The sequence below is a fragment of the Desulfosediminicola flagellatus genome, assembly GCF_005116655.2.
Taxonomy (GTDB): Bacteria; Desulfobacterota; Desulfobulbia; order Desulfobulbales; family Desulfocapsaceae; genus Desulfopila; species Desulfopila flagellata.
In genome coordinates this window covers 971,015-995,743 of sequence record NZ_CP050698.1, presented here as the reverse complement: position 1 = coordinate 995,743, position 24,729 = coordinate 971,015, and the positions used below count along the sequence as shown (strand labels likewise).

The following is a 24,729-nucleotide window of genomic DNA, read 5'->3' as shown; positions in this document are numbered from 1 at the left end:
GAATATAGCATCTGCACCCCGACCAATAAACAAAAAACTCGATACTACATGATTTTTTTGACCCACCCTTTCAACCTATCTAAAGCGGATGGTTCACGATTTTGAATTTCTTTGCTCTTGTTCCTGCCAAACAATACCAGTCCTGTGGCAGTTGTGCACCTGGGACTGTAAATTTCTTCCAATTTACCACCAACACCTGACGGATATCCTATACGTACAGGTAAATCGAAGATCTGCTCCGCCAAATCAACAATATTTGCAAGAAGTGCTGTTCCACCGGTTATAACAATGCCACCGTTGATTTTGTTTTTCTGACCACTCGCCACAAGTTCACGGTCAATCATCTCAAGAATTTCTATCATTCTCGCTTCAATGATATCAACCAGCACCTTTTGTGTTACTTTACGTGGCTCTCTATCACCTACTGTAGGAACGTCAACAACAAGATTCGGTTTAATAATCGATGAAATCGCTCCACCGAAATCTTCTTTGAGCCTTTCCGCTTCCTGGAGAGGAGTACGTAGGCCAACTGAAAGATCGTTGGTAAGGTTATGACCACCGAGTGCTATCTCCCGGGTATGACGAATAGTACCATCGCAGAAAACAGCCAAATCTGTTGTTCCCCCACCAATATCAACAAGTGCTACGCCAAGTTCCATCTCGTCATGACTTAAAACTGCGTTTGCAGAAGCAATGGACTCAAGAACAAGTTCAGCAACCTCAAGCCCAGCCTTATTGCAGCAGGTTACGAGGTTATGAACTGCACCAATATCAGCAGTAACAATATGTACATTGGTTACGAGCCGTACGCCTGTCATTCCTAGCGGATTCTGAATTCCTGTATGATCATCGACCATATATTCCTGCGGCATCACATGGATCACACGCTGGTTCTCAGAGATTTTTACTGTTCGCGCCGCATTGATAACATCATCGATATCAGACTTTTTAATTTCACGGTTGTTGACCGCAACGATACCAGGACTATTAAAGCCCTTAATATGGTTACCGGCGATACCGACATATACCTCATTTGAACGCAGATCTATTCGGGCTGACTCTTCCGCGAGCTTTATTGCCTGCCGGATTGAGTTAACCGTGCTTTCGATGTTAACGACAACGCCTTTCCGCAGACCGTTCGACGGTACGGTTCCAGTACCTATTACATCAACCCTGTCTTCAAAGACTTCACCGACGATACAACATATTTTTGTTGTACCAATATCGAGACCGACTACAATTTCACCCGGCTCCCGATCCATCGCTTCAAGTTCTTCGAACGGCTCTAAATCTACGTTTTCGTCCATATCTGTCAACCTGATTCACTTTGTGCTACAAGCACCTTGTCTTTCAAGTAATCCATCCGGATATATTCCACCCCGGAGAGTAACATTCCTTTCTTCTTTTCCCTGTACAGCACATCCAGAACCCTGACGAGCCGTGTATACTTATCAGAGATCTGGCCTCTTCCGAAAAATATCGGAAAAGTATAGTCGACCAGATAGACTACCATTTCACTATTTTCATTAACATGAATCTCAGATACTGACTGAGCAGGCAGATTTGGATTGTTTCTCCTCACTAGCCTTAAAAAGGTATAGATATCAGAAAATATTTCTTCCCTTTCCCGAACATCTTCAATCTTGTCCAGCCCTGTAATAACCGGAAAATCCACATCATTTCCAGGCTTCACTTCGAGAAATGGAACGCCTTTTTTATCAATGTAATAGAGTTTGGGCTCAGTAGTTTCACTTTTATTCAACAGAGCAACAGGTTGATGCTCTACAACCTTTATGACAATGGTTGACGGCCAGTCTCGTGTTACCTCTGCTTTACTTACCCACGGGTCCTGCTCTATTCGCGATTCAATCGACTCGCCATCAAGACCCATGAGGCTGGTTTGGTATATTGTTATTCCTGCCAGTGGTCTCAGCCTCTTCTCCGAGGTCGATTCACAGCCGACAATATCTATATTCCGAACCTTAAACGTCGAAATGTTTTCACATTTCCGGCCTAAGTAGCCTGGCCCATCCAGAGCAAAAATCGATACAGCAATCACAACCACAAAAATAACAGGAACTGCTTTCAGCTTTTTTGATAGCCCTAATTGGGATTGAGAAATATAGCTTTCAACTTCAACCTTGCGTTTTTTTGGCAAACTCACTTTGAATCTGCTCAGGAAATTTTTTTTCCGTCGCTGAGTTGGTTCAGGCATCGAGGCGAAGTTGTGTCCCTGCAAGTCGCTGTTACGCTTAACCCGCCGTTTTTTTTCACCCGACAGTTCCCGACAACATTGTCGCAGAAAGTCAGAAACATCGCGAAGTTTCCTTCGCCAGTTATGCGCCCGCAGTTTCAGCTTCTTCCTCCCTAATCCTTTCATCTCTTCTGAACAGTCTGAAAACCCAACCCCTATTTGTTAGGCACAGTGCTAGTTATTCCCCATTTTGGCCAATCTATTCAAGCTCTATCTTTTACTTATTGAGTAATTCGACAAGTTCTTCACCAACACGCACTATATTTCCGGCACCAAGAGTCAAGACCAAATCGTTTTCACCAATCATGGCCAGAACCTCTTCGGCCATGGTCTCAATCGAAGGTATATATTGGGTATGTCGCTGACCGTGCTTTTCAATTTCAGCAAGGAGACTTTCGCTGCTCACCCCTTCGATAGGCTGCTCACTTGCAGCATAGATATCACTCAAAATGAGAAAATCCGCCTTGTGAAAGGCCGTAATAAAATCTTTAAATAATGCCTGGGTCCGGCTGTAACGATGTGGTTGAAATAATACAACCAGTCGTTTTTCTGGCCATGCAGCTTTAATTGCCGAAAGTGTTGCTCGAATTTCTGTAGGATGATGCCCGTAATCATCAACAACAGTTATCCCTCTGGCCTCACCCTTGTTCTGCATTCTGCGCTGCACACCACCAAAGCTCACAAGAGCATCGGCAATTACTGCAAAAGGAATCTCAAGTTCCAACCCGACACAGATCGTGGCAAGCGCATTATACACATTATGTTTTCCTGGAGGTGCAAGATTGATTTCTCCGAGACACTCTCCCTGGCTATGAACAGTAAAACAGACACGACCGTCTTTGAAATAGATATTATCTGCGTATAAATCAGCCTGAGCTGTCAGACCATACGTGATTATGCGTTTTCCTATGGACGGTAGAAGATCAACAATATTCTCGTCGTCAAGGCAAAGAATTGCTGCACCATAAAATGGGATTTTTTCAATAAAGCTTAAGAACGACGCCTTAATATGGTCCAGATCTTTATAATAATCGAGATGCTCAAGATCAATATTAGTAACAACCTCAACCACTGGCGATAGCTTTAAAAAGGAACCATCACTCTCATCCGCCTCCGCTACCAGAAATTCTCCCTGACCCAGCTTAGCGTTTCCACCAAGGCTGTCAACCTTACCACCCACCACAATGGTAGGATCGAGATTCGCCTGAGCCATCACCCAGCTGACCATTGAGGTTGTAGAGGTTTTACCGTGACTTCCGGCAATCGCTATCCCAAATTTTTTGAGCCGCATCAATTCTGCCAACATCTCGGCCCGCTGAATTACAGGAATGTGTAATCTGCGTGCTTCCAACACTTCTGGATTCTCTGCTGATATTGCAGAAGATGTAACTACAACGTCTGCAGAGGTGATATTCTCCGCGTGATGTCCCTTACAGATTCTACCGCCTAGCGTTGCAAGCCTGTCGGTGATTGCAGACCCATAAAGATCTGAGCCGGAAACTGTATAACCGAGATTGAGCAGTAGTTCAGCAATACCGCTCATGCCGATACCACCAATTCCTACAAAATGAATATGTTTGCTTTTTCTATACATCTGCTCAACCCTCCTGTCGGGAATCTTCTCTACTACCGATTCCGCCATGACCGTGTGCAGCCTGGATGCAGACATCGATGATTCTTTCCGCAGCATCAGGGTTTGCCATTTTTCTCATTGCATCCCCCATACTCCTCAACTTTTCTTTATCTTCAACCAAACCAGTGAGAATTTTCGTTAGTACCTGGCCATCTAATTCATTTTCAGGAATCAGTAGCGAACCACCACCTTGAACATAGTAGTCAGCATTCTTTTTCTGGTGATTATCAGCAGCAAAGGGATACGGTATCAGAACTGCAGGTTTTCCTAATACCGCAAGTTCGGTAAGTGTCGTCGCCCCCGCTCTGGATACAAGAAAATCCGCTTTTTCATACACACTTTTCATATCCTGGAAAAATGGCTCAACCTCTGCATCCACTCCCGCCTCGCGATATTTTTCGCGAACCCAGTCTATATCGTTCTTTCCCGTCTGGTGAATCACGGAGAGTTCTGCCAGTTTTCCAGATAGGTCACTGCAAAGAACTTCAGTCACTGCTCTGTTAAGAGCGTTTGCTCCCTGACTTCCTCCAAGAACGAGTAACGTCGGCTTCCCGGTCGTTCGATCAACCTCGATTTTTGCGAGTTCCAGGATGTTTTGCCTGACCGGATTGCCAGTCATTACAACTTTGCTATCCGGAAAAAACGTCTCACTGCCAGGGATTGAAACACAAATCCTGTCGACAATGGCTCCGAGTTTTCTATTCGCCATGCCGGGAATTGAATTCTGCTCGTGAATAATCGTCGGCACACCGAGAACTTTTGCGGCCAGCATCACCGGGCCGGTCACATAGCCACCAACTCCAAGGGCAACATCAGGTTTGAATTTACGTATTCTCGTCACCGCCTGGAAAAATGAAAAGGGTAATATCGTCAGTGCCTTAATAAGCTCGATGACGTTCTTCCCTTTTAAGCCATGACTATGAATAGAACTGCTCGCAAAGCCATAACTGTCCAGACTTGTTGTGTCTATTTTCCTTCTGGTACCGATAAATAATACATCACTTTCCGGCTGGCGTTTTTTCAGCGCCTGAGCTGACGCTACAGCAGGGAACAAGTGTCCCCCGGTTCCGCCGCCTGTTATCAGCAGACGTAATGGTCGCGTTTTATCTGCCATTACCCCTGCCCCTGTATTAACGATTCATTTTCAGCAATCATCTCTTTCACGGCAGAGGTAAACACCTCACCACGATGGCCGTAAGATTTGAACATATCGAAGCTTGCACAGGCGGGTGAGAGAAGAACCGTATCACCTGGCTGAGCAATGCTTTTGGCCAAACGTACTGCAGCCTGCATCGAATCTGCTGATTTAACAGCTATCGATCCTTCAAGCGACTGGCGTATAGCTTCAGCCGCTTCGCCGATAACTATAACCTCTCTTGCTTTCGCGCCTACTGCACCGGTAAGCAGAGAGTAATCTTCACCCTTGTCTCTGCCTCCTGCAATGAGGACAGTTTTACCGTTCAGATGTTCAAGAGCCGCAATCACCGCGCCGGTATTGGTCGCCTTAGAATCGTTTATATAGGTGACGCCGTCGAGGTCACCCACAACCTGCATCCGATGTGGCGGAGGCTGAAATGCAGTTATTCCCCGCTGGATGTTTTCCTGGGTAATTCCTAATCTCTCACATGCCAGAATTGCTGCAGCACCGTTTAACACACCTATAGAGGTTGCAAGGGAAGTTCCGCTGAAATCATATGTGCTCTGCGAACTATTACGCGTAACTGTAACCCGTAAGCCCTCAATTTTCGCAAGACTTCCCGGACGTTTTCCAAACGTCTGCACTTCCGGCTTAACTGACTCAATCCGTTTCATGCATTCTGGATCATCGTTGCAAACCACCGCAACATGTTCAGCTGTCTGGTTGCTGAAGATCAGCATTTTTGCAGCAGCGTATCCATCAAGATTTTTATGGCGGTCAATGTGGTCAGGAGTGATATTCAGTAATACGCTGACATCAGGTGCAAACCCGCCAGCCATCATCAACTGGAAACTGGAGACTTCAAGAATAGCTACATCCGCCTTTTTTTCTTGTCGTAGATAATCAAAAAGTGGTGTGCCAATATTTCCCCCGACAAAAACCTTCTTTCCAGCTGTTTTGCAAATTTCACCAATGAGGGAGGTAACCGTTGTTTTGCCATTTGTACCGGTTACAGCCACTACAGGCATATCCAGAAGAGGAGCAGCAACTGCCAATTCTCCGACGACCTCTATCCCACTTTCGCGAAGTTGAGATACAACCTCATGCTCCTCGGGAATTCCAGGGCTTATAATAACAAGGTCCGCTAATCGTAAAAAATCAAAAGTGTGACCGCCGGCTTCCCACAGGACACTGTTCTCACGTAAAAAATCGGCTGCCTCACGCTCAAATCTCTCGGGATCACGACTATCAGACACTCGCACATCTGCACCACAGTCCAGACAAAAACGCACAGCGGCCTGACCGGTAATCCCCAGTCCCATGACCGCCACACACATGCCTTTATGGATTGTTTTATGAGCTTGCATCAACGTAGTTTTAATGTTGCTATGGCAAAAAGGCCGAGAATAATTGAAACGATCCAGAACCTGACAACAACCTTGGGTTCATGCCAGCCTTTTTTCTCAAAATGGTGATGAAAAGGTGCCATGAGAAATATTCGCTTTCCGTTGGTCATTTTGAAATAGCCAACCTGCATAATCACTGATAGCGCTTCCATCACGAATATACCGCCGACTATCGCCAGCAGAAATTCCTGTTTAATGATAATGGCAATGGCCCCGAGCGCGCCCCCCAAAGCAAGCGAACCGGTATCTCCCATAAAAATCTGGGCGGGATACGCATTGAACCATAGAAATCCCAGACATCCACCGAAAATAGCCCCGCAAAATACTGCCAGTTCACCACTTCCTTTTACATACGGAATCTGCAGATATTCAGCCAATACCACATGACCCGCGAGATAGCAGAAGACCAGATACACTGCTGCCGAAACAACCGTCGGGCCAACTGCCAATCCGTCAAGTCCATCAGTGAGGTTTACCGCATTCGATGACCCGACAATGACAATCACAGCAAAAACTATATAAAACCACCCAAGATCAGGTTGAACATTTTTCAAAAACGGCAGGCTAAGCTGGCCATCGTACCCTGGATGTACCAGGATAAAAATACCGACAGTCATAGCGCCTAAGATCTGAAGAATGAGTTTACCTCTTGCACTCAACCCTGCAGTGGTCTTCTTACTTACCTTCTGATAGTCGTCGTAGGCTCCTATCATTCCGAAAAACAGCGTGACAAATAACATCAACCATACCAACGGATTATCGAGCCTTGCCCATAACAACGTAGATATGGTTATCGAACAGAGTATCAGTAAGCCACCCATTGTTGGCACGCCCTGCTTCTTCAGATGGGTCTCAGGACCATCATCACGTACAACCTGGCCAATCTGTCTTCGCTTTATAGCCCGGATGAACATCGGCCCAAAAACGAGGAGTATTAAAAACGCGGTTACCGCTCCGCCAATGGAGCGAAGAGTAATGTAGCGGAACACATTGAAACCGCTAAATGATGTGTGCAGTGGATAAAGTAAGTGATACAGCATGTAATATTTCCAGGTAATCTTGTTGCGGGTTTAATAGGACATTATTGTGGTGGCTTTCTACCTTGCCTTGCGCCATTCCTCAAGTCTTTCCTGTCAGTCTCGCAACGATTGTCTCCATCTGCAAACCCCGTGAAGCTTTGATCAACAGCCAATCTCCACTGCCAATCCGCCCCTCCTCTTCCAGCTTTTCAATCCATTCCGCGGCGTTGTCTTTACTTTCAAAAGTCCTGACATACTCAGGTGACATTCCTCCACTGAGAGCCCCATCAAGAATTTCTTTTTTAAATTTTCCGACTGCACCCAGATAGCTCACACCAAGTTCGGCAGCTAATCTGCCAATTTGGAGATGCGACTCAACAGAACTTTCGCCAAGTTCAAGCATGTCGCCTAAAAGGGCCGCTGACTTACCTGTACCCATCTGCACCAGCGTATTGAGCCCTGCAGCCATTGAAGCCGGGTTGGCATTGTACGTGTCATTTAAAACTCCAAGCCCCCGATCTGTCTTCAACTGCACCATTCTTCTGTCTGCCGGACGAAAATCCGCAAGGCCTGCAGTGATTTCGCTGATTGTCGCCCCTGCTGCAGTAGCAATCGCCGCGGCTGCAACACTATTTGCCACATTATGAAGACCGACTGTATGCAATTGAACATCAGCCACCTGATCGCTGATATGTAATTTGAAAGAGATACCATCAGCGTTACCGGCCTGAATGTCTGAAACATACACATCAGCTTCTTCAGGTCGCTCATCAAGTTGTGCTGAAAAGCGTACTTTTGCCTGCGAATATTTCGGTGCCATCTTGCGAATATTCTCGTCATCGAGATTTATTACCAGCACAGAAGCAGGACCAGCCTCCGCAAAAAGTTCTTCTTTTGCTGAAGCAACACCTTCGATAGTATGCAACCCTTCAAGGTGAACGCCATGCACGTTGGTAATACAGCAAATAGCAGGCTCAGCTGCCCGCGCCATAATACGGATTTCACCAGGGCAGTTCATTCCCATTTCTAATACTGCGGCTCTGTGGCGCGGAGTAAGCGGAAATAACGAAAGAGGTAAGCCAATAAGATTATTTAAATTACCCTGTGTAAATAAGACGCATTTTTCAGGATTATCAGGCCCCTCAGGCCATACCCTTCTGAAAATTGAAGCTGTCATTTCCTTGACGGTCGTCTTACCGCAACTACCGGTAATCCCCACTACAACCTGATCACTCACACCTTTAATTAACCGCCTTCTGAATCGCGCAAGATCAGCAAGTGCCTGCAGGGTATCTTCAACTTCGATTAAGGCAACACGTTCAGGGATATTTTTATCTTCTGTTCCGGATTGGATAATAAGACAACCTGCACCTTTTTTTTCAACCTGCACCAGAAAGTCATGGGCATCAAACTTCTCGCCCACAAGGGCCACAAAGATATCACCAGTACTGATCGTTCTGCTGTCTGTTGAAATATTACCCAGCTTAGCTGACGGCTCACTTTGTCTACGAATTTTTCCTGAGGTTGCCAGGGCCAGTGACTCAAGATTCCAACACATCAAAGATGTCTGAGCTTCAAGTACATCGTCAAAAAATCTCTTCCCGTTAATTCCCAGTTGATACTTCTCATGCCCTTTACCGGCAATCAGAACAATATCATCAGGACCAGCGGCCTTAACTGCGCGCTCGATAGCATCTTTTCGATTACCAATAACGACATAGCCTTGCTCGCCGGTACCTCGCTCTGCAAGCCAATTATCAGATTTGTTGGCGAGGCCTGAATTATCAATACCTGAGACTATCTGCTTTAAAATGCCTTCGGGCTGCTCAGTCCGCGGATTGTCATCAGTTATGATCGCAACATCTGCGTATTCTCCAGCAATTGCTCCCATCACTGCACGTTTACCGGAATCTCTGTCACCACCACAGCCAAAGACACAAAAGAGATCACGATGCGGCAATGCTGATACCGTCTTCAAAACCTGCTTCAGTGCATCCGGAGTATGGGCATAATCCACAAAAACTACAGGTCGCTGGAAATTAGTCAGATCATCAATCTCAACACGCTCTAAGCGTCCCGGTGCCCCCTTTGACGATGCAAGAGGCACTATGGCATCCTTTACATCCAGGCCAAGTGCTTGAGTAAGTGTTAACGCTGTAACCAGATTATCGACATTGTAGTGCCCTACCAGGGGAGTTGTAAGTGAGAAGCTTTGTCCGGCAATTGACATATTCAAAACTGTCTCGGTTAACGTCGAGGCATAACCGTCTATCCGTATATCAGCATCAACCTGCAGTCCGCATGATAATGTCGCCACAGAGTTACTCGTGCACGCTTCCCGCATCATGGCAGACCAGTCACCATCATCCTGATGTTGAGGAGTAGAAATAACAGCCTTTGCGTCAGGTTTAAGATGGTTTTCAAACAAGATTGCCTTTGTCTGAAAATACTCTTCCATAGTGTGGTGATAATCAAGGTGATCTCTTGAAAGATTTGTAAATGCTGCCACATCAAAGCGGATATTTCCTATGCGTCGCTGATCAAGAGCATGCGACGACACTTCCATGACAACATACTCCACTCCGGATTCTGCCATTTCAAACAGCAACTTCTGAAGCTGCATCGGCTCAGGTGTTGTAAATGGCGATGGATGGATAATTTTTTCCACACCATTATTGTATCTGTAGTTCACGGTTCCGATAACACCTGCACGATAGCCGAGCCCTTCAAAGACATCCTCAAGCAGATATGTAATGGTCGTCTTGCCGTTTGTTCCCGTAATTGCGACGAGCTTTAAGGAATCAGCAGGACGCCCAAAATAATTCTCAGCGGCAACTGCGTAGGCCACCCGACTGTCATCAACTTCAACCACACACCCCTGCCAACCGGGTATTCCTACCCATTGACTGTTGCGGTTGACGACGATAGCAGCACAGCCCAACCGCATTGCATCTTCTATATAAACGTGACCATCAGCAGCATACCCACTCACAGCAAAAAAGACTGCTCCGGCCAGAGTAGACCGGGAGTCATTGGTAACAGATGATATCTTCACATCAACATTACCGTCACCACCTCTAGTGACGTGCGTGTAATCGACACCCTCAAGAAGAGTTGCCAGTGACTCGCCCATGCCCGGAGGCTGGTGTTTGTTTTTGTTTGTATCAGCTGTGGTCATTATTTATCCGACAGTTTTTCTTCCAAAGTCTCAAGACTCACATCATCCTGACGCTGTAATCGAATCACACATTCCTCAATCCCCTGCAGTGATGTACCAGCAGCAGGCGTCTGCTCAACCACCCTGCCTGTCCCGAAGATTCTTAACTGACATTGCTTATCCTGCAACAACCGCAAACTCTTCCTAAGACTCAAACCAACCAGTGATGGCATCTCTCCGGGTTCTGCCGTCGTGCCTGCAAGATTTTCTTCCAGAGATTCCTTTACAGCCTGACGCAATTTATCGAGTTCGACTGGGTAATTTACATTTTCTCCATCTTCAGGCTCAGCAACTACTGCGATGGATTTGCCAACCTGCTGCAAGACTGTCAATCGAGGAAGTGCTGCAGCAATTACTTCGCCGGGGTCTGCTGTTTTCTTATACTGTTTGGTCCTTACACTTCTGGTACCGCCCTGTATGGTTACCAGCAACGATAATCCCGCCTTATGGGCAGGAACCGCCGAAAAGTACACTTCGTTGTTTCGATAACCAAAACCATCAGTGCTACTGGTGCTCACGTGAATACTGTCTTTTAAGGTCACGCCTCCAAAGTCATCTTTTTTTCCTGAAGCTACCAGCAGTCTTGAAATCTCATTTGAAACCTCAGTTGAGACCACTGTCTCAGCTGAAAAATCATTTTTTTCATTATGCAGTTGAAACTCGTCCCAACTTTCTGCGTCGATTACCGCCTGTGCAACATATGGGCGTATCTTTTTTCCACCATTTACAAGAGAACTTAAACTAGTCAACAGAGCTAAAGGGGATGCCGTTTCCGGAACGGTCGCAAAATCTGGTCCTTTCGTCCTTTCAACAATGTAAAATCCTGATGGTAACTCAAGGCTTCCATCATTATTACCAAAATCCTGCGGCGCCCCACTTTTCAGACCCGAATTCTCCCAGAGCCTTAACTGACTGCCGAGATTCACCTTTTCAACACCTATCGACCATGGCTGGATATACCCCCGGTTTTCGAACTGATACTGGATAAATGCACTATCCCGTAGCAAACCTCTGAATGTGGGTGGCAGCAACATGGGCTGCACAAGCATGTTCTCCAAAAGTTCCTGGGAATATTTACGATACGTGTTCGGGTTAAATGATGGAAACTGGACTGAAGCGATTACGGCTCCGGTGCCAGCATCCATTGCGTATGCACCAACCTTAACGTCAGGTCGGTCTGCAACAATTGTTTCCACAAGGTCTTCGAGAATATGTTGTATTTTCAGATCCAGCGTAAGTAATACATGCTGACCTGAACTTCTCCAGCGTTGACCTTCCTGCTCCTCTGTCAGCATCTTCTGGACAAGCTTGTCGTAATAGAACTCTACCCCGGTTAGACCACTATCATCCTGCACGAAACCGACAAGATGCGCAGCCACAAGTTGTTGCGGATAATACCGGGAATGTTCTCTATGAAGATAAATTCCGTCAAGGTTCAGTGCTTTAATCTCTTCTTCCTGCTCCTGACTAATATTCCTTCCCAGCCATATTCTTGACTCTCCGGCCAGCAGCATTTTATGAATAGCTTCGGCTTTAACACCTAGAACCGTAGCAAGACTGTCAACCGTTTCATCGACAGCCTGCAGCTCACGGGATCGTGCAAAAACCGACACTCTCTCCATCGAGACGGCAACTTCCTTGTAATTACGGTCGTAAAGGGTGCCTCGTACAATTTCATCCCCACCAGAAAGTGAGGAATCAGTCGCAATAATCTGACGAACGAGCATTATCGGCGTAACATCACCCACTAACTGCCATCCCCCCAGCACTCCACCAACAAGGATCAGAACGAGAAATCCCCCCAGTCCACCTTTTTTTTTCTGCCTCTTTCTTAGACCGGTTCTTCTCGACATCTCACCAACTATAAACTGGCCACATTGTGGTCCTTCTTAACCGTTACAAACCTGCCAAGATTACTGTCATACTTAAAGTGCTGGTTACTACCAGGTGCAAAAAGTGACAGATTTTTCCCTGCTGCATCCTTAATGGCGTCTTTTGAACGCAACTCAACTTTTTTTATACGTAATCTGACTCTTTCATCTACCAATTCAGACTGATACGCAGCCACCTTTTGAATTTCTGATTCAAGATGTCCCTGATAAAGGCCTAAAACCATATTCAGGGAAATTGTTACTGCAAAGACTACCAGAGAAATTCGTCCCATAATCTTCCAGAATGCGACACCGCCAGGAAATGGCAGAGAAGCTCTTCGACGGCGTGGCCTGCGGATCCCTGCATTATTAATTGGGCACGTATACGAGTTCGCTGATTGTATATATTTCATCTCGTTCCTCCTGAGTTTTCAGTTTACTTCTTTTGTGCCACTCTCAGTCGTGCACTTCTGGATCGTGGATTTATCGAAACTTCTTCCTCACCAGCCATTACCGGCCTGGCCGTTATCACTTCAAAATCTTCATTAGCGCGAAATTTTCTCTTCACCATCCGGTCTTCGAGGGAATGAAACGATATCACGCAAAATCTGGCACCGGGCTTGAGATAATCAGCTGCTGTATCAAGAATTGCCGCCAGATTTTCGAGCTCGGTGTTAACCGCAATACGAAGAGCCTGAAAGATCTTCGTTGCAACATGTATTCGTTTCGGATGGAATCGTTTCGGCACCGCTCTCGCAACCACTGACGCAAGTTGCTTAGACGTTTCAATTTTTTCAGTCTTTCGGTGTTCTACAATTTCTGATGCTATGCGCCGCGCCTGCCGTTCCTCGCCGTAATAATAAAAAATATCTGCCAGTTCATCGGTTGAACCGGAAGCAATTATAGAGGCAGCAGTAACCTTGCGGCGACTGTCCATACGCATATCAAGCGGTTCATCACGCTGAAAACTAAAACCACGCTCACCCATATCAAGCTGCAATGATGAAAGCCCTATATCTATCAGCAGGCCGTCAAGCGAGGCGACACCGATCTCGTCCAGCCCCTCAGCAATCTCAGCAAAGTTCCTGCGAACTATTGTCAGCCTGTCACCATGCTCAGCAAGACGTTGCCGACTGCGCTTAATGGCATTCTCATCCCATTCAAAACCAATGACCCGACCGTCGGGTTCACAGGCCCTCAAAATTGCCTGTGTATGCCCTCCCAGCCCCATCGTCCCATCCATATAGACGCCACCGGGCTGAGGGTTCAAATACTCCATTACCTCTGCAAGAAGAACAGATTGATGGATGCTCTCGATATCTTTAATAGACTCCATTAGAAAATCCCCATCTCAGCAAACTGATCATCAAAAGCTTCAAAATTCTCACTGGTATCCTGGTTTTCTTTCTCCCAGACTTCTCTATTCCAAATCTCTACACGATTGATTGTACCTAAAAGAACTACCTCTCGATCGAGATTAGCTACATCCCGCAAACGCTGTGGTAGTAGTATTCGTCCCTGCTTATCAAGAGAGCATTCAACAACACTGCTCACGATATATCTCATAAACTTGGCAACATCCTTTTGCCTTTTACCTTCAGTCATTAATGTGTCTTCAAAGGATTCCCACTCGGAAAGGGGATATGCGCGCAGGTGTGACTTTCCCCAAGGAGCAACCATTAATACCTTGGAATCATATTGATTAAGCACATCACGAAAACGGCTGGGGAAGTTCAATCGCCCCTTGCCATCCAGCGTGTGCTCAGAACTGCTGCGGAATCTGTTTTTGATAATCAGCCCCCTCAGGCCTCATACTCCACTTTACACCCCTTTCTCCCACTTTACTCCACCCTGTCTTCATTTATAACAGCACAGCTACCCATGTCAAGGAAAAATATCCGTAAGATCAAGCACCTAAGATTAGCCCTAGAAATCCGGCAATTTACACAATATGTTGTAGACACTAAAAGTTCACCACTCCATATACAGCGTCACAACCTGAATATTTTACGATCATCGCCCAACACACTGTCACCCCATTCCACCAGTGATTGCAATGCATTCAGCCCATACGACAAAAGCGAAAATTTACTGTGTGATTTCAGAAAGTAACAGGACAGAGTGGGTACGAAGTGGGGAGAAAAATGATTTCACTACTTTAAACGCTGAAGAGGCTGTAATCACGTGTTCTTCACTTTGGAAAACGAGAGTAACTCCCAAGTAGATATGATTCACATTGTTTCAGAAATGAAGATTGAAAAAAAATCTCAAATATTGAATATTTTGGGTCCTCACCAAAATTGAACAGCAATGAGATCTAAAAACAAAAGCCGCCGGAATTTAATCCAGGCGGCCAGAAGTGCAACATATCTTTTAGTGAGGGTCAATCGTCAGACAACTCCGAGTAATCGGTATTGCAACTGAAGCTCTGATCAGCTGCGGGAAAATCTCCAGCCTTCACTTCGGCAACATACTGCTTGACACCTTCCCGCATTTCAGGAGCGAGGTTTTGGTATTGCTTAACAAATTTTGGAACAAATTTCTCAAACATTCCAAGCAAATCATTTATAACCAATACTTGTCCGTCACATCCACCACCAGCTCCAATGCCAATTGTCGGAATCTCAAGTGCATTTGAAATAATCGTCGCAAGTTCAGAAGGAACACACTCCAGCACCAAACAGAATGCTCCGGCAGCCTGAAGCGCACGGGCATCCTCGATCATTTTTTTGGCACCGGTAATATCTTTTCCCTGTACCTTATAACCGCCAAGCTGAGATGCAGTCTGAGGAGTAAGTCCCAGATGGCCAACTACAGAAATGCCAGAGCGAACAAGTGTTTCAACCACCTCACACACTTCAATTCCGCCTTCAAGTTTTACAGCATCGCACCCCGCTTCTTTTACAAGTCGAAGCGCGTTTTTCGTCGCATCACGTACACCGGTCTGATATGAGCCAAAAGGCATATCACCGACAACAAAGGCATCCGGCGCTCCTCGCCTGACTGCAGACGAATGATGAATCATCTGATCCATCGTTACCGGCACAGTCGAGTCATACCCAAGCACAACCATTCCAAGTGAATCACCCACCAGCAACATATCCACTTCACAGTTACTCAGCAGGCGAGACATGGCAGCGTCATAGGCGGTAAGCATAGTGATTTTTTCACCAGCTTTTTTCATTGTCAGAAAATCTTTTACAGTTTTTCCCATTTTCTTACTCGCTTTGATTTCTGCGTTTAAAGGTAACGCAGCCGGTTAATCATTATCCCCGAACAGACCGGGCTGTACAGCGGCAGGTCGTGGCACCTTTCTATGAAAGTGCTCATAAGCCATTCGCGTAGCAACTCGTCCTCGCGGGGTTCTCTTAAGGAAACCAGATTGGATCAGAAATGGTTCATACACATCTTCAAGGGTGTTTTTCTCTTCACAGACCACGGTAGCCAATGTTTCAAGGCCGATTGGCCCACCCTGAAATTTATCAATTATGGTAAGCATTATTCGCCTGTCCATCTCATCAAGGCCAAAACGATCTACACCAAGCATATTCAAGGCATCATCAGCAACTTCGGTATTAACCACAGGATGTTTACCCACTTCGGCAAAATCCCGAACCCGTCTCAGCAGCCTATTGGCAATACGCGGAGTACCGCGCGATCTCCTGCCCAGCTCAAGCGCACCCGATTCATCAATTGTCATGCCTAAGATAGAGGCTGACCTTTGAACAATAGATACCAGTTCTTCAGGACTGTAGAATTCTAGCCGAAGGATAACACCAAAACGATCTCTGAGTGGCGGGGTCAAAAGACCCGTACGGGTTGTAGCACCAATCAACGTAAAACGAGGAAGATCCATCTTAATGGAACGCGCTCCCGGCCCCTGGCCGATGATGAGATCCAGCTGAAAATCCTCCATTGCAGGATACAGCACCTCTTCAATAGCATGGTTCAAACGGTGAATTTCATCTATGAAAAGAACATCGCCTTCCTGAAGACTGGTCAGGATCGCGGCCAGATCACCCTGTTTTTCAATAACAGGCCCGGAAGTGACTTTAATCCCTGCTCCCATCTCGTTGGCAATAATATAGGAAAGTGTGGTTTTACCAAGGCCTGGAAAACCATGAAAAAGGACGTGATCCAAAGGTTCATTACGCCCAAGAGCTGCTTGAATAAATATCTCCAGGCTCTTTCGCAGAGGTTCCTGGCCGATATAATCTGTCAATCGTTTCGGACGGAGAGCGTTATCGTTAGTAACCTCGCGCCTAATCGGCTCCGGATCAACCAACCTGTCACTGCCTGCCTGAATGTCTTCCTCAAAATTCATGCGAGTGCCTTCAAGCCTTCCCTGATCATCTCTTCTACGGACAGGGTTGCAAATGTATCATCACCAAGTTGTCGCTTAACAGAGGTCAACGCCTCTCTTGCAACCGGATCATTATAGCCGAGATTGCAAAGCGCCGAAATAGCATCCATCACATTGGAGCCACTAACACCTGCAGCCGCCTGACGACCAGCGGATTCCACAGTACCGGAAGTAAAACCGGACACCTTGTCTTTCAACTCTACACAAACACGCTCAGCTGTTTTTTTACCTACCCCCTGAAGAGTAGTCAGCCGCTTAATATCTTTTTCAGTGATTGCCTGGCTTAAATCAGCAACCCGCATTCCGGAGAGCATTCCCAATGCGAGTTTCGGCCCTATACCTGAAACTGTTTTCAAGGTAAGGAACATCTCCTTCTCGTCCTCTTCAGGAAAACCGAATAAAACAAATGCATCCTCACGCACATTAGTATGAATATGCAGGAAGGTTTCTCCCCCCTTTTCAGGAAGTCGCGACACACCATCGGCTGAGAGAAACACCTCGTACCCTACCCCTCTCACATCTATTACAGCCCGATCTGTGTATATCGCCTGTACTACTCCTGTAAGTGTTGCAATCATAAAATCCTAAAACCGAAATTGATTAGCATGGCAGATAGCCACGCCAAGAGCATCAGCAGCGTCTGTGCTCGGAGAACCGGATAGCTCAAGCAATACCTTTACCATATGCTGAACCTGGCTTTTCTCAGCCTGCCCATAACCGACCACCGCCTGCTTGACCGCCCGAGGGCTATAGTCGTGAACAGCAAGTCCGTTCTGCATAGCCGCAACAACCGCTGCGCCACGTGCATGTCCGAGCTTTAAGGCCGATCGCGGATTACTGGCAAGAAACACATCTTCTACAGCTGCCACAACCGGATTGTGAAGCTGAATTACCTCGTTTATTCCCTCAAAAATCTCATTGAGCCGATGTGCAAACGGATATTTCTGATTCGTCCTGATTGTTCCGCAAGCAACAAATAGCAGTTTACCGGGGGAAATATCGACTACTCCGTAGCCGGTCACCCTTGAACCGGGGTCTATGCCAATGACACGCTCCATCTTGCCGCCTACGTAATTACCTCCCGCCCAAACAGCGGGAGATAGTATAAAACTACAACAATCCCCTTAGGAGATTTTCTCCATCAGGGAATCATCAATATCAAAGTTGGCGTGAACATTCTGAACATCGTCATGCTCTTCCAGATTATCAAGCAGTTTGATAAGTGACTTAGCAACATTCTCTTCGGTGACATCAACGGTGTTCTGCGGAACCATGGTAACCTCGGCGCTGGACATTACAACACCTGCCTTTTCCATAGCTTCACGAACCTCGTCAAAATCCTCCGGAGCGGTCAGTACCTGAAAACCGTCCTCTTCCTCGACAACATCCTCGGCACCGGCATCAAGTGCAATATCCATCAACTCGTCTTCAGACATCACTGACTTGTCGACAATTATCAAACCTTTTTTATCAAACATCCAGGCAACACAACCAGACTCACCGAGATTACCGTTACTTTTAGAGAAGTAGTGACGAATATCAGCGACAGTCCTGTTACGATTGTCGGTCATACACTCAACAAGTACCGCAACACCACCGGGACCGTATCCCTCATAGAGGATCTCATCATACACTTCACCTTCAAGCTCGCCTGTACCTTTCTTGATGGCTCGGTTGATGTTATCCTTCGGCATGTTCTCAGACTTGGCAGTTGCAACCGCACTTCGAAGACGCGGATTGCCATCAATATCGCCACCGCCCATTCGGGCAGCTACCGTGATCTCTTTAATGAGCCGGGTGAAAATCTTTCCTCGTTTGGCGTCTACCGCGCCTTTCTTGTGCTTGATATTAGCCCATTTAGAATGTCCAGCCATATTTCTTCCTATATAGTGTTATCTAGTTTGCTAAAAAGTGATAACCGGAGCAATTTGCCCCGGTTTATCCCATTTCTTTCTTCATGTTATTTTGTACCGCCAGCTCCAGGCGGTTGCTTCTTAAAACCCATCCCTAAAACAAAAACCTCCCGGCTCTCAACTCTGGAACTATCGGGCTTAATGACCTTGACCATATCAAAACGTTTTTTTAATCCCTGAACAAAATCGGGGAAATCTTCGCCCTGAAATACCTTTACGATATAGTGACCTTTGGGCAACAACAGCATTTCAGCTATTCTCAATGTCTCCTCAACCAGAATCATTGACTGCTGAGCATCGGTCCAACGGCTACCTGTAGTTTTAGGAGCAATATCAGAAATCAATACTCTGAAAGAAGGTCTTATCCGACGAACGTTTTTCACGAAATCCTCATCACGGATATCCTGACACATCCAGTGGATTTTCGCACTGTCCGGACGCGGAACCTGATCAGCCTCCTGCAGATCAACCCCTACTACAACACCTTTTGGGCCGACAACTTCTGCTGCAAAGAGTGACCAGCTCCCCGGATAACAACCGATATCCAGTACACTGTCGCCTCGACGCAAAAAGTTGTACTTTTGCTGAGCCTCCTCCAACTTATAGATGGAACGAGCTGGATATTTGTCTTTTTTTGCCTTTTGGGCATAATAATCTCTAACTTTACGCACTTTTTAGTCCATTTACTTTTCTTTGACAAGACGAAACAGGCCAGCCATTACTCTCTGTGGCCCCGTTCTTCTACCCTTGCTGCCTGCTAAGAAATTTCTCGACCCAGGCCAAGGCATCATCTCGAGTATTTACCTGCCCCTCAACCTGCAACGACTGCAATTCGTCAAGAATTTCTGAAAAAATCGGCCCTGGCGTCAGACCAAATTCACGTATAAGATCGCTTCCACCCAAAAGTGGAGGCCCACTCAAGGCAGGCAGGATATGTTCTCTGTATATATCAGTAACATCTCTATAGAGATGAACCAGTTCTTCCTCAATATCCTCTGGTTTCAGTTCCCCCAGGCTTGCCAGGCTGTCTGACATCGCCAGTAAAAACACACCGTGCAAGTCCTCACCCGCTTTTCTGCATAATTTTAGCGCAGCTCTTGGAGATATCTTCTTTTGCCGCTGAACTGTGCAGAGATGAAATGGGTGCATATGCATAGCAATCAGTCCCGCAGCTCTGTCGCGGTCCTCATTACTCCATTTCAGCCTTCTGGCAAACCCTTCAAATTGTTTTTTGCCGATTTCATCATGACCATAAAAGGTGACACGTGATTCATCGGCTGTTTCTCCCTGCGCTGCAGGTTTGCCAACATCATGCAGTAAAGCTGCCCATTTGAGACAAACGCGTACCCGATCACATTCGAGATATTGTGTTATCTCATTAGCACAATGCGGGTAAATGACCGAAGGCTGTTTCAGTAGCCGTTCCATTTCGCGCAGTGCCTGAAAATTATGATGGAACACATCCAGATGGTGAAAACCCGGCTGCTTAACACCGCTTCCCTCATATAACTCAGGAATAATATGCTTCAGCAGTCCAGTTTTATGCATTGCCCAGAGCACATTACTACTCTCTGATGACAGCATGATCTTATCAAGCTCGTAATGCACCCGCTCTGCGGCCACTGTGGTTATTGCTTCTGCATTTTCTGCTATGGCACTCTTAGTCTCTTCACAAATTTCAAATCCCAGAGTAGCCATAAATCTGAAAGCACGAACAAGCCGCAATGGATCATTTTCAAATGCTTTAGGGAAATGATGCAATGATCCAGACTGTAAATCGGCAAGGCCACGCATCGGGTCAATGATCGCCTTCGCGCCAACACCATCAGCCAAAGCAGTTAGTCCAACGGCCAAACCGTTTATTGAAAAATCCCTAAGCGCCAGATCATCTTCTATAGTGATGGTATTTCCACGAAAAGAAGAGATATCTATATCAAGGCCATTCCAGACAACTCGAGCAGCTTCTTCCTCCTCTGTGCCAAGCTGCACATACGTGCCCCCCCGCAACTCCCGCATCAGTTCGCGGCAAAAGAGTTCTGCGTCCCTGGAAACGGTAAGATCCAGATCATTCGGCTGCTTACCGAGCAGCCAATCTCGCACAGTTCCACCTACACAGTAGATTTCAGTGCTGCGATTCCTTGCAACGGAGATCAGCGCTTCAATAACTATATCAGGAAAGCTGGCAGATAAATTACCAATGCTCTCCATTCTTTCGTGCAGCTTACTTTCTTTTTCCATTGCCATTTACTATAGTGATGTCTTTGCAGGTACCCCTGCTCGACCCCGCAGTTTACCATATTTGAAATATTTTCGATAGCCCTGCAAAAACGCATGTTGACTGGTCGCCACTAAAGCAGACAAATTACTGAAACCACCTACATTTAGCATCTAATAAGCATAGGATCAGTTATGAAAACAGACTGGCTGACAGCCAGATTAACAGCGCTTGATCTCAGTCCGGCACTCGCTGAAATCATCACAAGCAGCTGTATATTTATAGCAGTCTGCATCGGTGCAGCTATGGCAACCTGGATTGTGCGACGCACCTTACTCCACGTCCTTACCAACTGGATTCAAACAAATTCCTATCGATGGGACGACCCTCTTGCCAACAACCGTCTGCTTACTAAAATAAGCTGGTTTGTTCCTCTGGCCATCATCTCTGTTTCAATAGATGCTTTGCTTGATCCTGCAGGCAGTACATACCTGCTTGCACGACGGATGGTCATGACAGGCTTTGTACTGATCACCGTGTTCAGCCTTCTTGCGCTGCTTTCTTCAATAAATGATATTCACCGCATTCTTCGCAAACATAAAGGCAGCAGCCTGGCCGGATACACTGATGCCGGTAAAATTATCACTATTTTGCTTGGTGCAATTTTTATAATATCCATTTTCACGGGTAAATCGCCGTGGGGCATAATTTCGGTTCTCGGTGGATTGACAGCTGTCACCATGCTGGTATTTAAAGATACTATCCTGGGTTTCGTCGCCTCAGTCCAACTGACGTCAACCGATATGATCCGCATGGGTGACTGGATTGAGATGGAGCAGTACGGAGCTGATGGTGATGTGATCGATATGAGCATCAACTGCATACGGGTTCAAAACTGGGACAAGACAGTTACAACCATTCCCACCTACGCTCTCGTCTCTTCATCGTTTAAAAACTGGCGCGGCATGAGCGAATCGGGCGGCAGAAGAATCAAGCGATCAATCAGTATCGATATACAATCAGTTACGTTCTGTGATGACGCTATGCTTGAAAGATTTTCACACTTTCATCTGATCACTGATTATGTACAGAAAAAGCAGGCAGAGATACAAACATACAATCAGGAACATACAATCGATGATTCGACTATCATCAATGGCCGTCGACAGACAAATATCGGCATTTTCAGAGCGTATATTATTGCCTACCTGAAAAACAATCCCCAAATTCATGACGACATGACCTTTCTTGTTCGACAATTACCGCCGACAGAGACGGGCCTTCCTCTTGAACTCTACGTTTTCTCCAAAGATCAGGCCTGGGCTAATTACGAAGCAATTCAGGCTGATATCTTTGACCACCTTCTGGCGGCCGCACCGGAATTTGGTTTATCTGTATTTCAGAGCCCCAGCGGTGCAGACATCCGATCACTACAGTGTTCATGATCAGGATTTTACTCACTCATTCACTTTTAAAAGAAACGTATATAGCATGACTGCAACACCTTATTTATACCTGGCTCCTTTACGCGGTATCACTGAAGCACTTTTTAGAAATGTTTTCACAAACCATTTTGGTGGTTTTGATATAGCAATTGCTCCATTTCTCAATCCCCAGAAGAATCCAAGTAAAAAGAAAAACATGCTGGCCGACGTCTTCCCGGAAGATAACCGTCAGCTCGAAATCATCCCTCAGCTGCTCAATAATAATGGAGATGAATTTCTTCATCTCGCATTACAACTTGAAGATCTCGGCTACACCCGCATCAACTGGAATCTCGGATGTCCTGCGCCGATGGTCGCCAACAAAGGTCGAGGTTCCGGCTTACTGCCCTACCCTGATCAAATCATTGAAGTGCTGGATACTGTAATCCCACGTCTTTCTGCAAAAGTTTCAATAAAAATGCGGCTTGGTTTTATTGAAAAAACAGAAAGCCTCAACCTCATACCGCGCCTTAATGATTACCCGCTTGAAGAGATTATTATCCACCCAAGACTCGGTAAACAAATGTACAAGGGCAAGACTGATCCTGATGGTTTTGCTGAGTGCTTGCAACTCACCAACCATCATGTGGTCTACAACGGCGACATAACCTCGGTCAAAATCTATGAAGATCTATCTGAGCGTTTTCCACAAATCTCACACTGGATGATCGGCCGCGGTGTTCTTGCCAATCCATTTCTCGCAGAAGAATTGAAAGGAAAGGTTGAAACAGATACAGAGATTCGAAAAAAGAGAATTCGGGATTTCCATGATGAATTATGCGAGGCCTATCAGGATAAACTCTTTGGCCCCGGCCACTTTATGGGAAAAATGAAGCAACTCTGGCTCTATCTCGCCTATTCGTTCCCAGGAAAGGATAAAGTTATGAAAAAATTGAAAAAAGCGAGAACTGAGCAGCAATTTCTTGAGGCTGTGGATCAGATGTTTGCGTAACAGCGTAGTGTTTATTTCAAATCACTCATAATTGCTTCTGAAACTCAGTCATAGGGTGGCTGTTCAACAGGAACCAAATAGTTTTCGGATGGAAACTATTTAGTTCTTCAATTTTTTCACAGTTACCCTACCGACCATTGAGCAGTAGAGATCGATATAGGCGTTGACCATTTTCGTTATGGAAAATTCCACTTCTATACGGTGTTTTCCGGCAAGCCCCATACTGACCATTCGTTCAGGGTTTGCCAGCAGCTCATGTGCAGATGATACGATTTCATTTTTATCGTTATTCTTGATCAGGATACCTGTAACACTATCAACAACCAACTCACCGTTGCCGCCACAGACTGAAGCTATAACCGGCTTTCCAAGCGCCATATATTCAATTATGGCGTTTGAAATACCTTCGCCGTGAACACCAATATTGGATATCAGCAGACAGATATCCGATCTCCTGATATATGGTTCCGGATTATCGCAATTTTCAATAAACTGAACATGTTCTTCGCAGCCGAGTTCCGCTGCATGGTCCCGACAGGTATGAACGTGTTTACCACGGCCAATCAATATTAGTTGAATATCCGGGTAGGATGTTTGCAATGCAGGCAGACAGCTTATCAAGGTGAACTGATCTTTTTTTTCCGTAAAATTGCCTACCATGCATAGCACGGGCGAACCTGCCAGTTCGGCCTTCTGCACATTCCTAAACCTGCCATGATCAACACCGTTGTGAATCACTCTGCCTTTTTCTGCAATACCAAAAGATTTCAACCCGGCATGGGAATTTGCAACAATCGTATCAGCACAATTAAAGGTGAGCTGGCTGATGCGGTCGCGATAGTATAATTTTGGTCGTGCCGCACGAACTGAACCATTAATAAATTTTGCGTCCAGTTTTTTTGCCAGGAGTACACCCAGATGATCTGAGAAACACCCGAATGTATGAACTATATCAGGTCGCCAGTTTTTTGCCTCGCTCAGAACCTGCAAAGCTGTCCTCGGCATATGCAATAGTAGAGAAAAACCGGCATTGCGGGCGGGATGATTAGAAAACGTATGATTTACAATTTCCTTAGCCTCACGTTCACGCTCACCACCAATAGATAGCGTACATAGACCAGTGGTAATTTCAGCATTATGCTGTAAGGCACGGAGTAACTCAATGATCTGCCGTTCTGCACCACCAGAAAGCATACCATCAACAATTATGAGTACCCTCACTCCCATACTTCACGCTCACTCAGAGAAGATAAAACAACACAGT

At 46.0% G+C, this 24,729-nt stretch carries 21 protein-coding genes; 2 read left to right on the top strand and 19 right to left on the bottom strand.

What is annotated here, in order from left to right:
• Window positions 1-44 precede the first annotated feature (44 nt).
• The 18 genes from ftsA to FCL46_RS04105 form a co-directional block, all read right to left on the bottom strand.
• Window positions 45-1,307, bottom strand: a complete 1,263-nt coding sequence (gene ftsA / locus FCL46_RS04190) for a cell division protein FtsA (RefSeq protein WP_136805108.1) — start codon at window positions 1,305-1,307, stop codon at window positions 45-47.
• A 5-nt stretch (window positions 1,308-1,312) separates the two neighbouring features.
• Window positions 1,313-2,380, bottom strand: coding sequence for a cell division protein FtsQ/DivIB (locus FCL46_RS04185; protein WP_136805106.1), 1,068 nt, complete (start codon window positions 2,378-2,380; stop codon window positions 1,313-1,315).
• A gap of 91 nt (window positions 2,381-2,471) precedes the next feature.
• The gene (murC, locus tag FCL46_RS04180; RefSeq protein ID WP_136805617.1) at window positions 2,472-3,848 is read right to left on the bottom strand and encodes a UDP-N-acetylmuramate--L-alanine ligase; all 1,377 of its coding nucleotides are present in this window, start codon (window positions 3,846-3,848) and stop codon (window positions 2,472-2,474) included.
• A gap of 4 nt (window positions 3,849-3,852) precedes the next feature.
• Window positions 3,853-5,001 (bottom strand): undecaprenyldiphospho-muramoylpentapeptide beta-N-acetylglucosaminyltransferase, encoded by a 1,149-nt coding sequence (murG, locus tag FCL46_RS04175; RefSeq protein WP_136805104.1) that lies wholly within the window; start codon window positions 4,999-5,001, stop codon window positions 3,853-3,855.
• Window positions 5,001-6,392, bottom strand: a complete 1,392-nt coding sequence (gene murD, locus FCL46_RS04170) for a UDP-N-acetylmuramoyl-L-alanine--D-glutamate ligase (RefSeq protein WP_136805102.1) — start codon at window positions 6,390-6,392, stop codon at window positions 5,001-5,003. Before murD ends, murG begins: the two co-directional genes overlap by 1 nt.
• On the bottom strand, window positions 6,392-7,471 hold the full coding sequence (gene mraY, locus FCL46_RS04165) for a phospho-N-acetylmuramoyl-pentapeptide-transferase (RefSeq protein ID WP_136805100.1): 1,080 nt from the start codon (window positions 7,469-7,471) through the stop codon (window positions 6,392-6,394). Before mraY ends, murD begins: the two co-directional genes overlap by 1 nt.
• A 79-nt stretch (window positions 7,472-7,550) precedes the next feature.
• Window positions 7,551-10,628: a UDP-N-acetylmuramoyl-L-alanyl-D-glutamate--2,6-diaminopimelate ligase gene (locus FCL46_RS04160; RefSeq protein ID WP_136805098.1), complete on the bottom strand. Its 3,078-nt coding sequence runs from the start codon at window positions 10,626-10,628 to the stop codon at window positions 7,551-7,553.
• Window positions 10,628-12,520, bottom strand: a complete 1,893-nt coding sequence (locus FCL46_RS04155) for a PASTA domain-containing protein (RefSeq protein ID WP_136805096.1) — start codon at window positions 12,518-12,520, stop codon at window positions 10,628-10,630. Before FCL46_RS04155 ends, FCL46_RS04160 begins: the two co-directional genes overlap by 1 nt.
• Window positions 12,521-12,528: 8 nt before the next feature.
• A complete protein-coding gene (locus FCL46_RS04150; RefSeq protein ID WP_136805094.1) occupies window positions 12,529-12,951 on the bottom strand; it encodes a hypothetical protein in 423 nt (140 codons plus the stop codon).
• 23 nt (window positions 12,952-12,974) lie between these two features.
• A complete protein-coding gene (gene rsmH / locus FCL46_RS04145; protein ID WP_136805093.1) occupies window positions 12,975-13,874 on the bottom strand; it encodes a 16S rRNA (cytosine(1402)-N(4))-methyltransferase RsmH in 900 nt (299 codons plus the stop codon).
• A complete protein-coding gene (mraZ, locus tag FCL46_RS04140) occupies window positions 13,874-14,329 on the bottom strand; it encodes a division/cell wall cluster transcriptional repressor MraZ (protein ID WP_228723404.1) in 456 nt (151 codons plus the stop codon). The genes rsmH and mraZ overlap by 1 nt, the downstream gene beginning before the upstream one ends.
• Window positions 14,330-14,921: 592 nt before the next feature.
• Window positions 14,922-15,752 (bottom strand): 3-methyl-2-oxobutanoate hydroxymethyltransferase, encoded by an 831-nt coding sequence (gene panB / locus FCL46_RS04135; RefSeq protein WP_136805089.1) that lies wholly within the window; start codon window positions 15,750-15,752, stop codon window positions 14,922-14,924.
• Between the two features lie 45 nt (window positions 15,753-15,797).
• A complete protein-coding gene (ruvB, locus tag FCL46_RS04130) occupies window positions 15,798-16,862 on the bottom strand; it encodes a Holliday junction branch migration DNA helicase RuvB (RefSeq protein WP_136805087.1) in 1,065 nt (354 codons plus the stop codon).
• Window positions 16,859-17,479, bottom strand: a complete 621-nt coding sequence (ruvA, locus tag FCL46_RS04125; protein ID WP_136805085.1) for a Holliday junction branch migration protein RuvA — start codon at window positions 17,477-17,479, stop codon at window positions 16,859-16,861. Before ruvA ends, ruvB begins: the two co-directional genes overlap by 4 nt.
• Before the next feature lie 6 nt (window positions 17,480-17,485).
• Window positions 17,486-17,959 (bottom strand): crossover junction endodeoxyribonuclease RuvC, encoded by a 474-nt coding sequence (gene ruvC, locus FCL46_RS04120; RefSeq protein ID WP_136805084.1) that lies wholly within the window; start codon window positions 17,957-17,959, stop codon window positions 17,486-17,488.
• A gap of 66 nt (window positions 17,960-18,025) precedes the next feature.
• A complete protein-coding gene (locus FCL46_RS04115) occupies window positions 18,026-18,775 on the bottom strand; it encodes a YebC/PmpR family DNA-binding transcriptional regulator (protein ID WP_136805082.1) in 750 nt (249 codons plus the stop codon).
• A gap of 86 nt (window positions 18,776-18,861) precedes the next feature.
• Window positions 18,862-19,485, bottom strand: a complete 624-nt coding sequence (locus tag FCL46_RS04110; RefSeq protein ID WP_136805080.1) for an SAM-dependent methyltransferase — start codon at window positions 19,483-19,485, stop codon at window positions 18,862-18,864.
• Window positions 19,486-19,555: 70 nt separating this feature from the next.
• Entirely contained in the window at window positions 19,556-21,052 is a 1,497-nt protein-coding gene (locus tag FCL46_RS04105) for a CCA tRNA nucleotidyltransferase (protein WP_167505717.1), read from the bottom strand.
• Between the two features lie 171 nt (window positions 21,053-21,223).
• Between FCL46_RS04105 and FCL46_RS04100 the strand changes: the two genes are divergently transcribed.
• Both FCL46_RS04100 and FCL46_RS04095 read left to right on the top strand, forming a co-directional pair.
• A complete protein-coding gene (locus tag FCL46_RS04100) occupies window positions 21,224-22,474 on the top strand; it encodes a mechanosensitive ion channel family protein (protein WP_136805076.1) in 1,251 nt (416 codons plus the stop codon).
• A gap of 46 nt (window positions 22,475-22,520) precedes the next feature.
• Window positions 22,521-23,465 carry a tRNA dihydrouridine synthase gene (locus FCL46_RS04095; RefSeq protein ID WP_136805074.1) on the top strand — a complete coding sequence of 315 codons (945 nt, stop codon included), beginning with the start codon at window positions 22,521-22,523 and terminating at the stop codon, window positions 23,463-23,465.
• A 99-nt stretch (window positions 23,466-23,564) separates the two neighbouring features.
• Here the strand turns inward: FCL46_RS04095 and FCL46_RS04090 are convergent, their stop codons facing one another.
• Window positions 23,565-24,692: a glycosyltransferase family 4 protein gene (locus tag FCL46_RS04090; RefSeq protein ID WP_136805073.1), complete on the bottom strand. Its 1,128-nt coding sequence runs from the start codon at window positions 24,690-24,692 to the stop codon at window positions 23,565-23,567.
• Between the last annotated feature and the right edge of the window lie 37 nt (window positions 24,693-24,729).

Excerpts from the sequence above, each read along its gene's own strand:
- ftsA (WP_136805108.1), bottom strand. The coding sequence starts at position 1,307 with ATGGACGAAAACGTAGATTTAGAGCCGTTCGAAGAACTTGAAGCGATG.
- FCL46_RS04115 (WP_136805082.1), bottom strand. The coding sequence starts at position 18,775 with ATGGCTGGACATTCTAAATGGGCTAATATCAAGCACAAGAAAGGCGCG.
- murC (WP_136805617.1), bottom strand. The coding sequence starts at position 3,848 with ATGTATAGAAAAAGCAAACATATTCATTTTGTAGGAATTGGTGGTATC.
- FCL46_RS04090 (WP_136805073.1), bottom strand. The coding sequence starts at position 24,692 with ATGGGAGTGAGGGTACTCATAATTGTTGATGGTATGCTTTCTGGTGGT.
- FCL46_RS04155 (WP_136805096.1), bottom strand. The coding sequence starts at position 12,520 with ATGTCGAGAAGAACCGGTCTAAGAAAGAGGCAGAAAAAAAAAGGTGGA.
- FCL46_RS04185 (WP_136805106.1), bottom strand. The coding sequence starts at position 2,380 with ATGAAAGGATTAGGGAGGAAGAAGCTGAAACTGCGGGCGCATAACTGG.
- mraY (WP_136805100.1), bottom strand. The coding sequence starts at position 7,471 with ATGCTGTATCACTTACTTTATCCACTGCACACATCATTTAGCGGTTTC.
- FCL46_RS04160 (WP_136805098.1), bottom strand. The coding sequence starts at position 10,628 with ATGACCACAGCTGATACAAACAAAAACAAACACCAGCCTCCGGGCATG.
- panB (WP_136805089.1), bottom strand. The coding sequence starts at position 15,752 with ATGGGAAAAACTGTAAAAGATTTTCTGACAATGAAAAAAGCTGGTGAA.
- ruvC (WP_136805084.1), bottom strand. The coding sequence starts at position 17,959 with ATGGAGCGTGTCATTGGCATAGACCCCGGTTCAAGGGTGACCGGCTAC.
- murD (WP_136805102.1), bottom strand. The coding sequence starts at position 6,392 with ATGCAAGCTCATAAAACAATCCATAAAGGCATGTGTGTGGCGGTCATG.
- FCL46_RS04150 (WP_136805094.1), bottom strand. The coding sequence starts at position 12,951 with ATGAAATATATACAATCAGCGAACTCGTATACGTGCCCAATTAATAAT.
- murG (WP_136805104.1), bottom strand. The coding sequence starts at position 5,001 with ATGGCAGATAAAACGCGACCATTACGTCTGCTGATAACAGGCGGCGGA.
- FCL46_RS04100 (WP_136805076.1), top strand. The coding sequence starts at position 21,224 with ATGAAAACAGACTGGCTGACAGCCAGATTAACAGCGCTTGATCTCAGT.
- ruvB (WP_136805087.1), bottom strand. The coding sequence starts at position 16,862 with ATGAATTTTGAGGAAGACATTCAGGCAGGCAGTGACAGGTTGGTTGAT.
- rsmH (WP_136805093.1), bottom strand. The coding sequence starts at position 13,874 with ATGGAGTCTATTAAAGATATCGAGAGCATCCATCAATCTGTTCTTCTT.
- FCL46_RS04105 (WP_167505717.1), bottom strand. The coding sequence starts at position 21,052 with ATGGAAAAAGAAAGTAAGCTGCACGAAAGAATGGAGAGCATTGGTAAT.
- ruvA (WP_136805085.1), bottom strand. The coding sequence starts at position 17,479 with ATGATTGCAACACTTACAGGAGTAGTACAGGCGATATACACAGATCGG.
- FCL46_RS04095 (WP_136805074.1), top strand. The coding sequence starts at position 22,521 with ATGACTGCAACACCTTATTTATACCTGGCTCCTTTACGCGGTATCACT.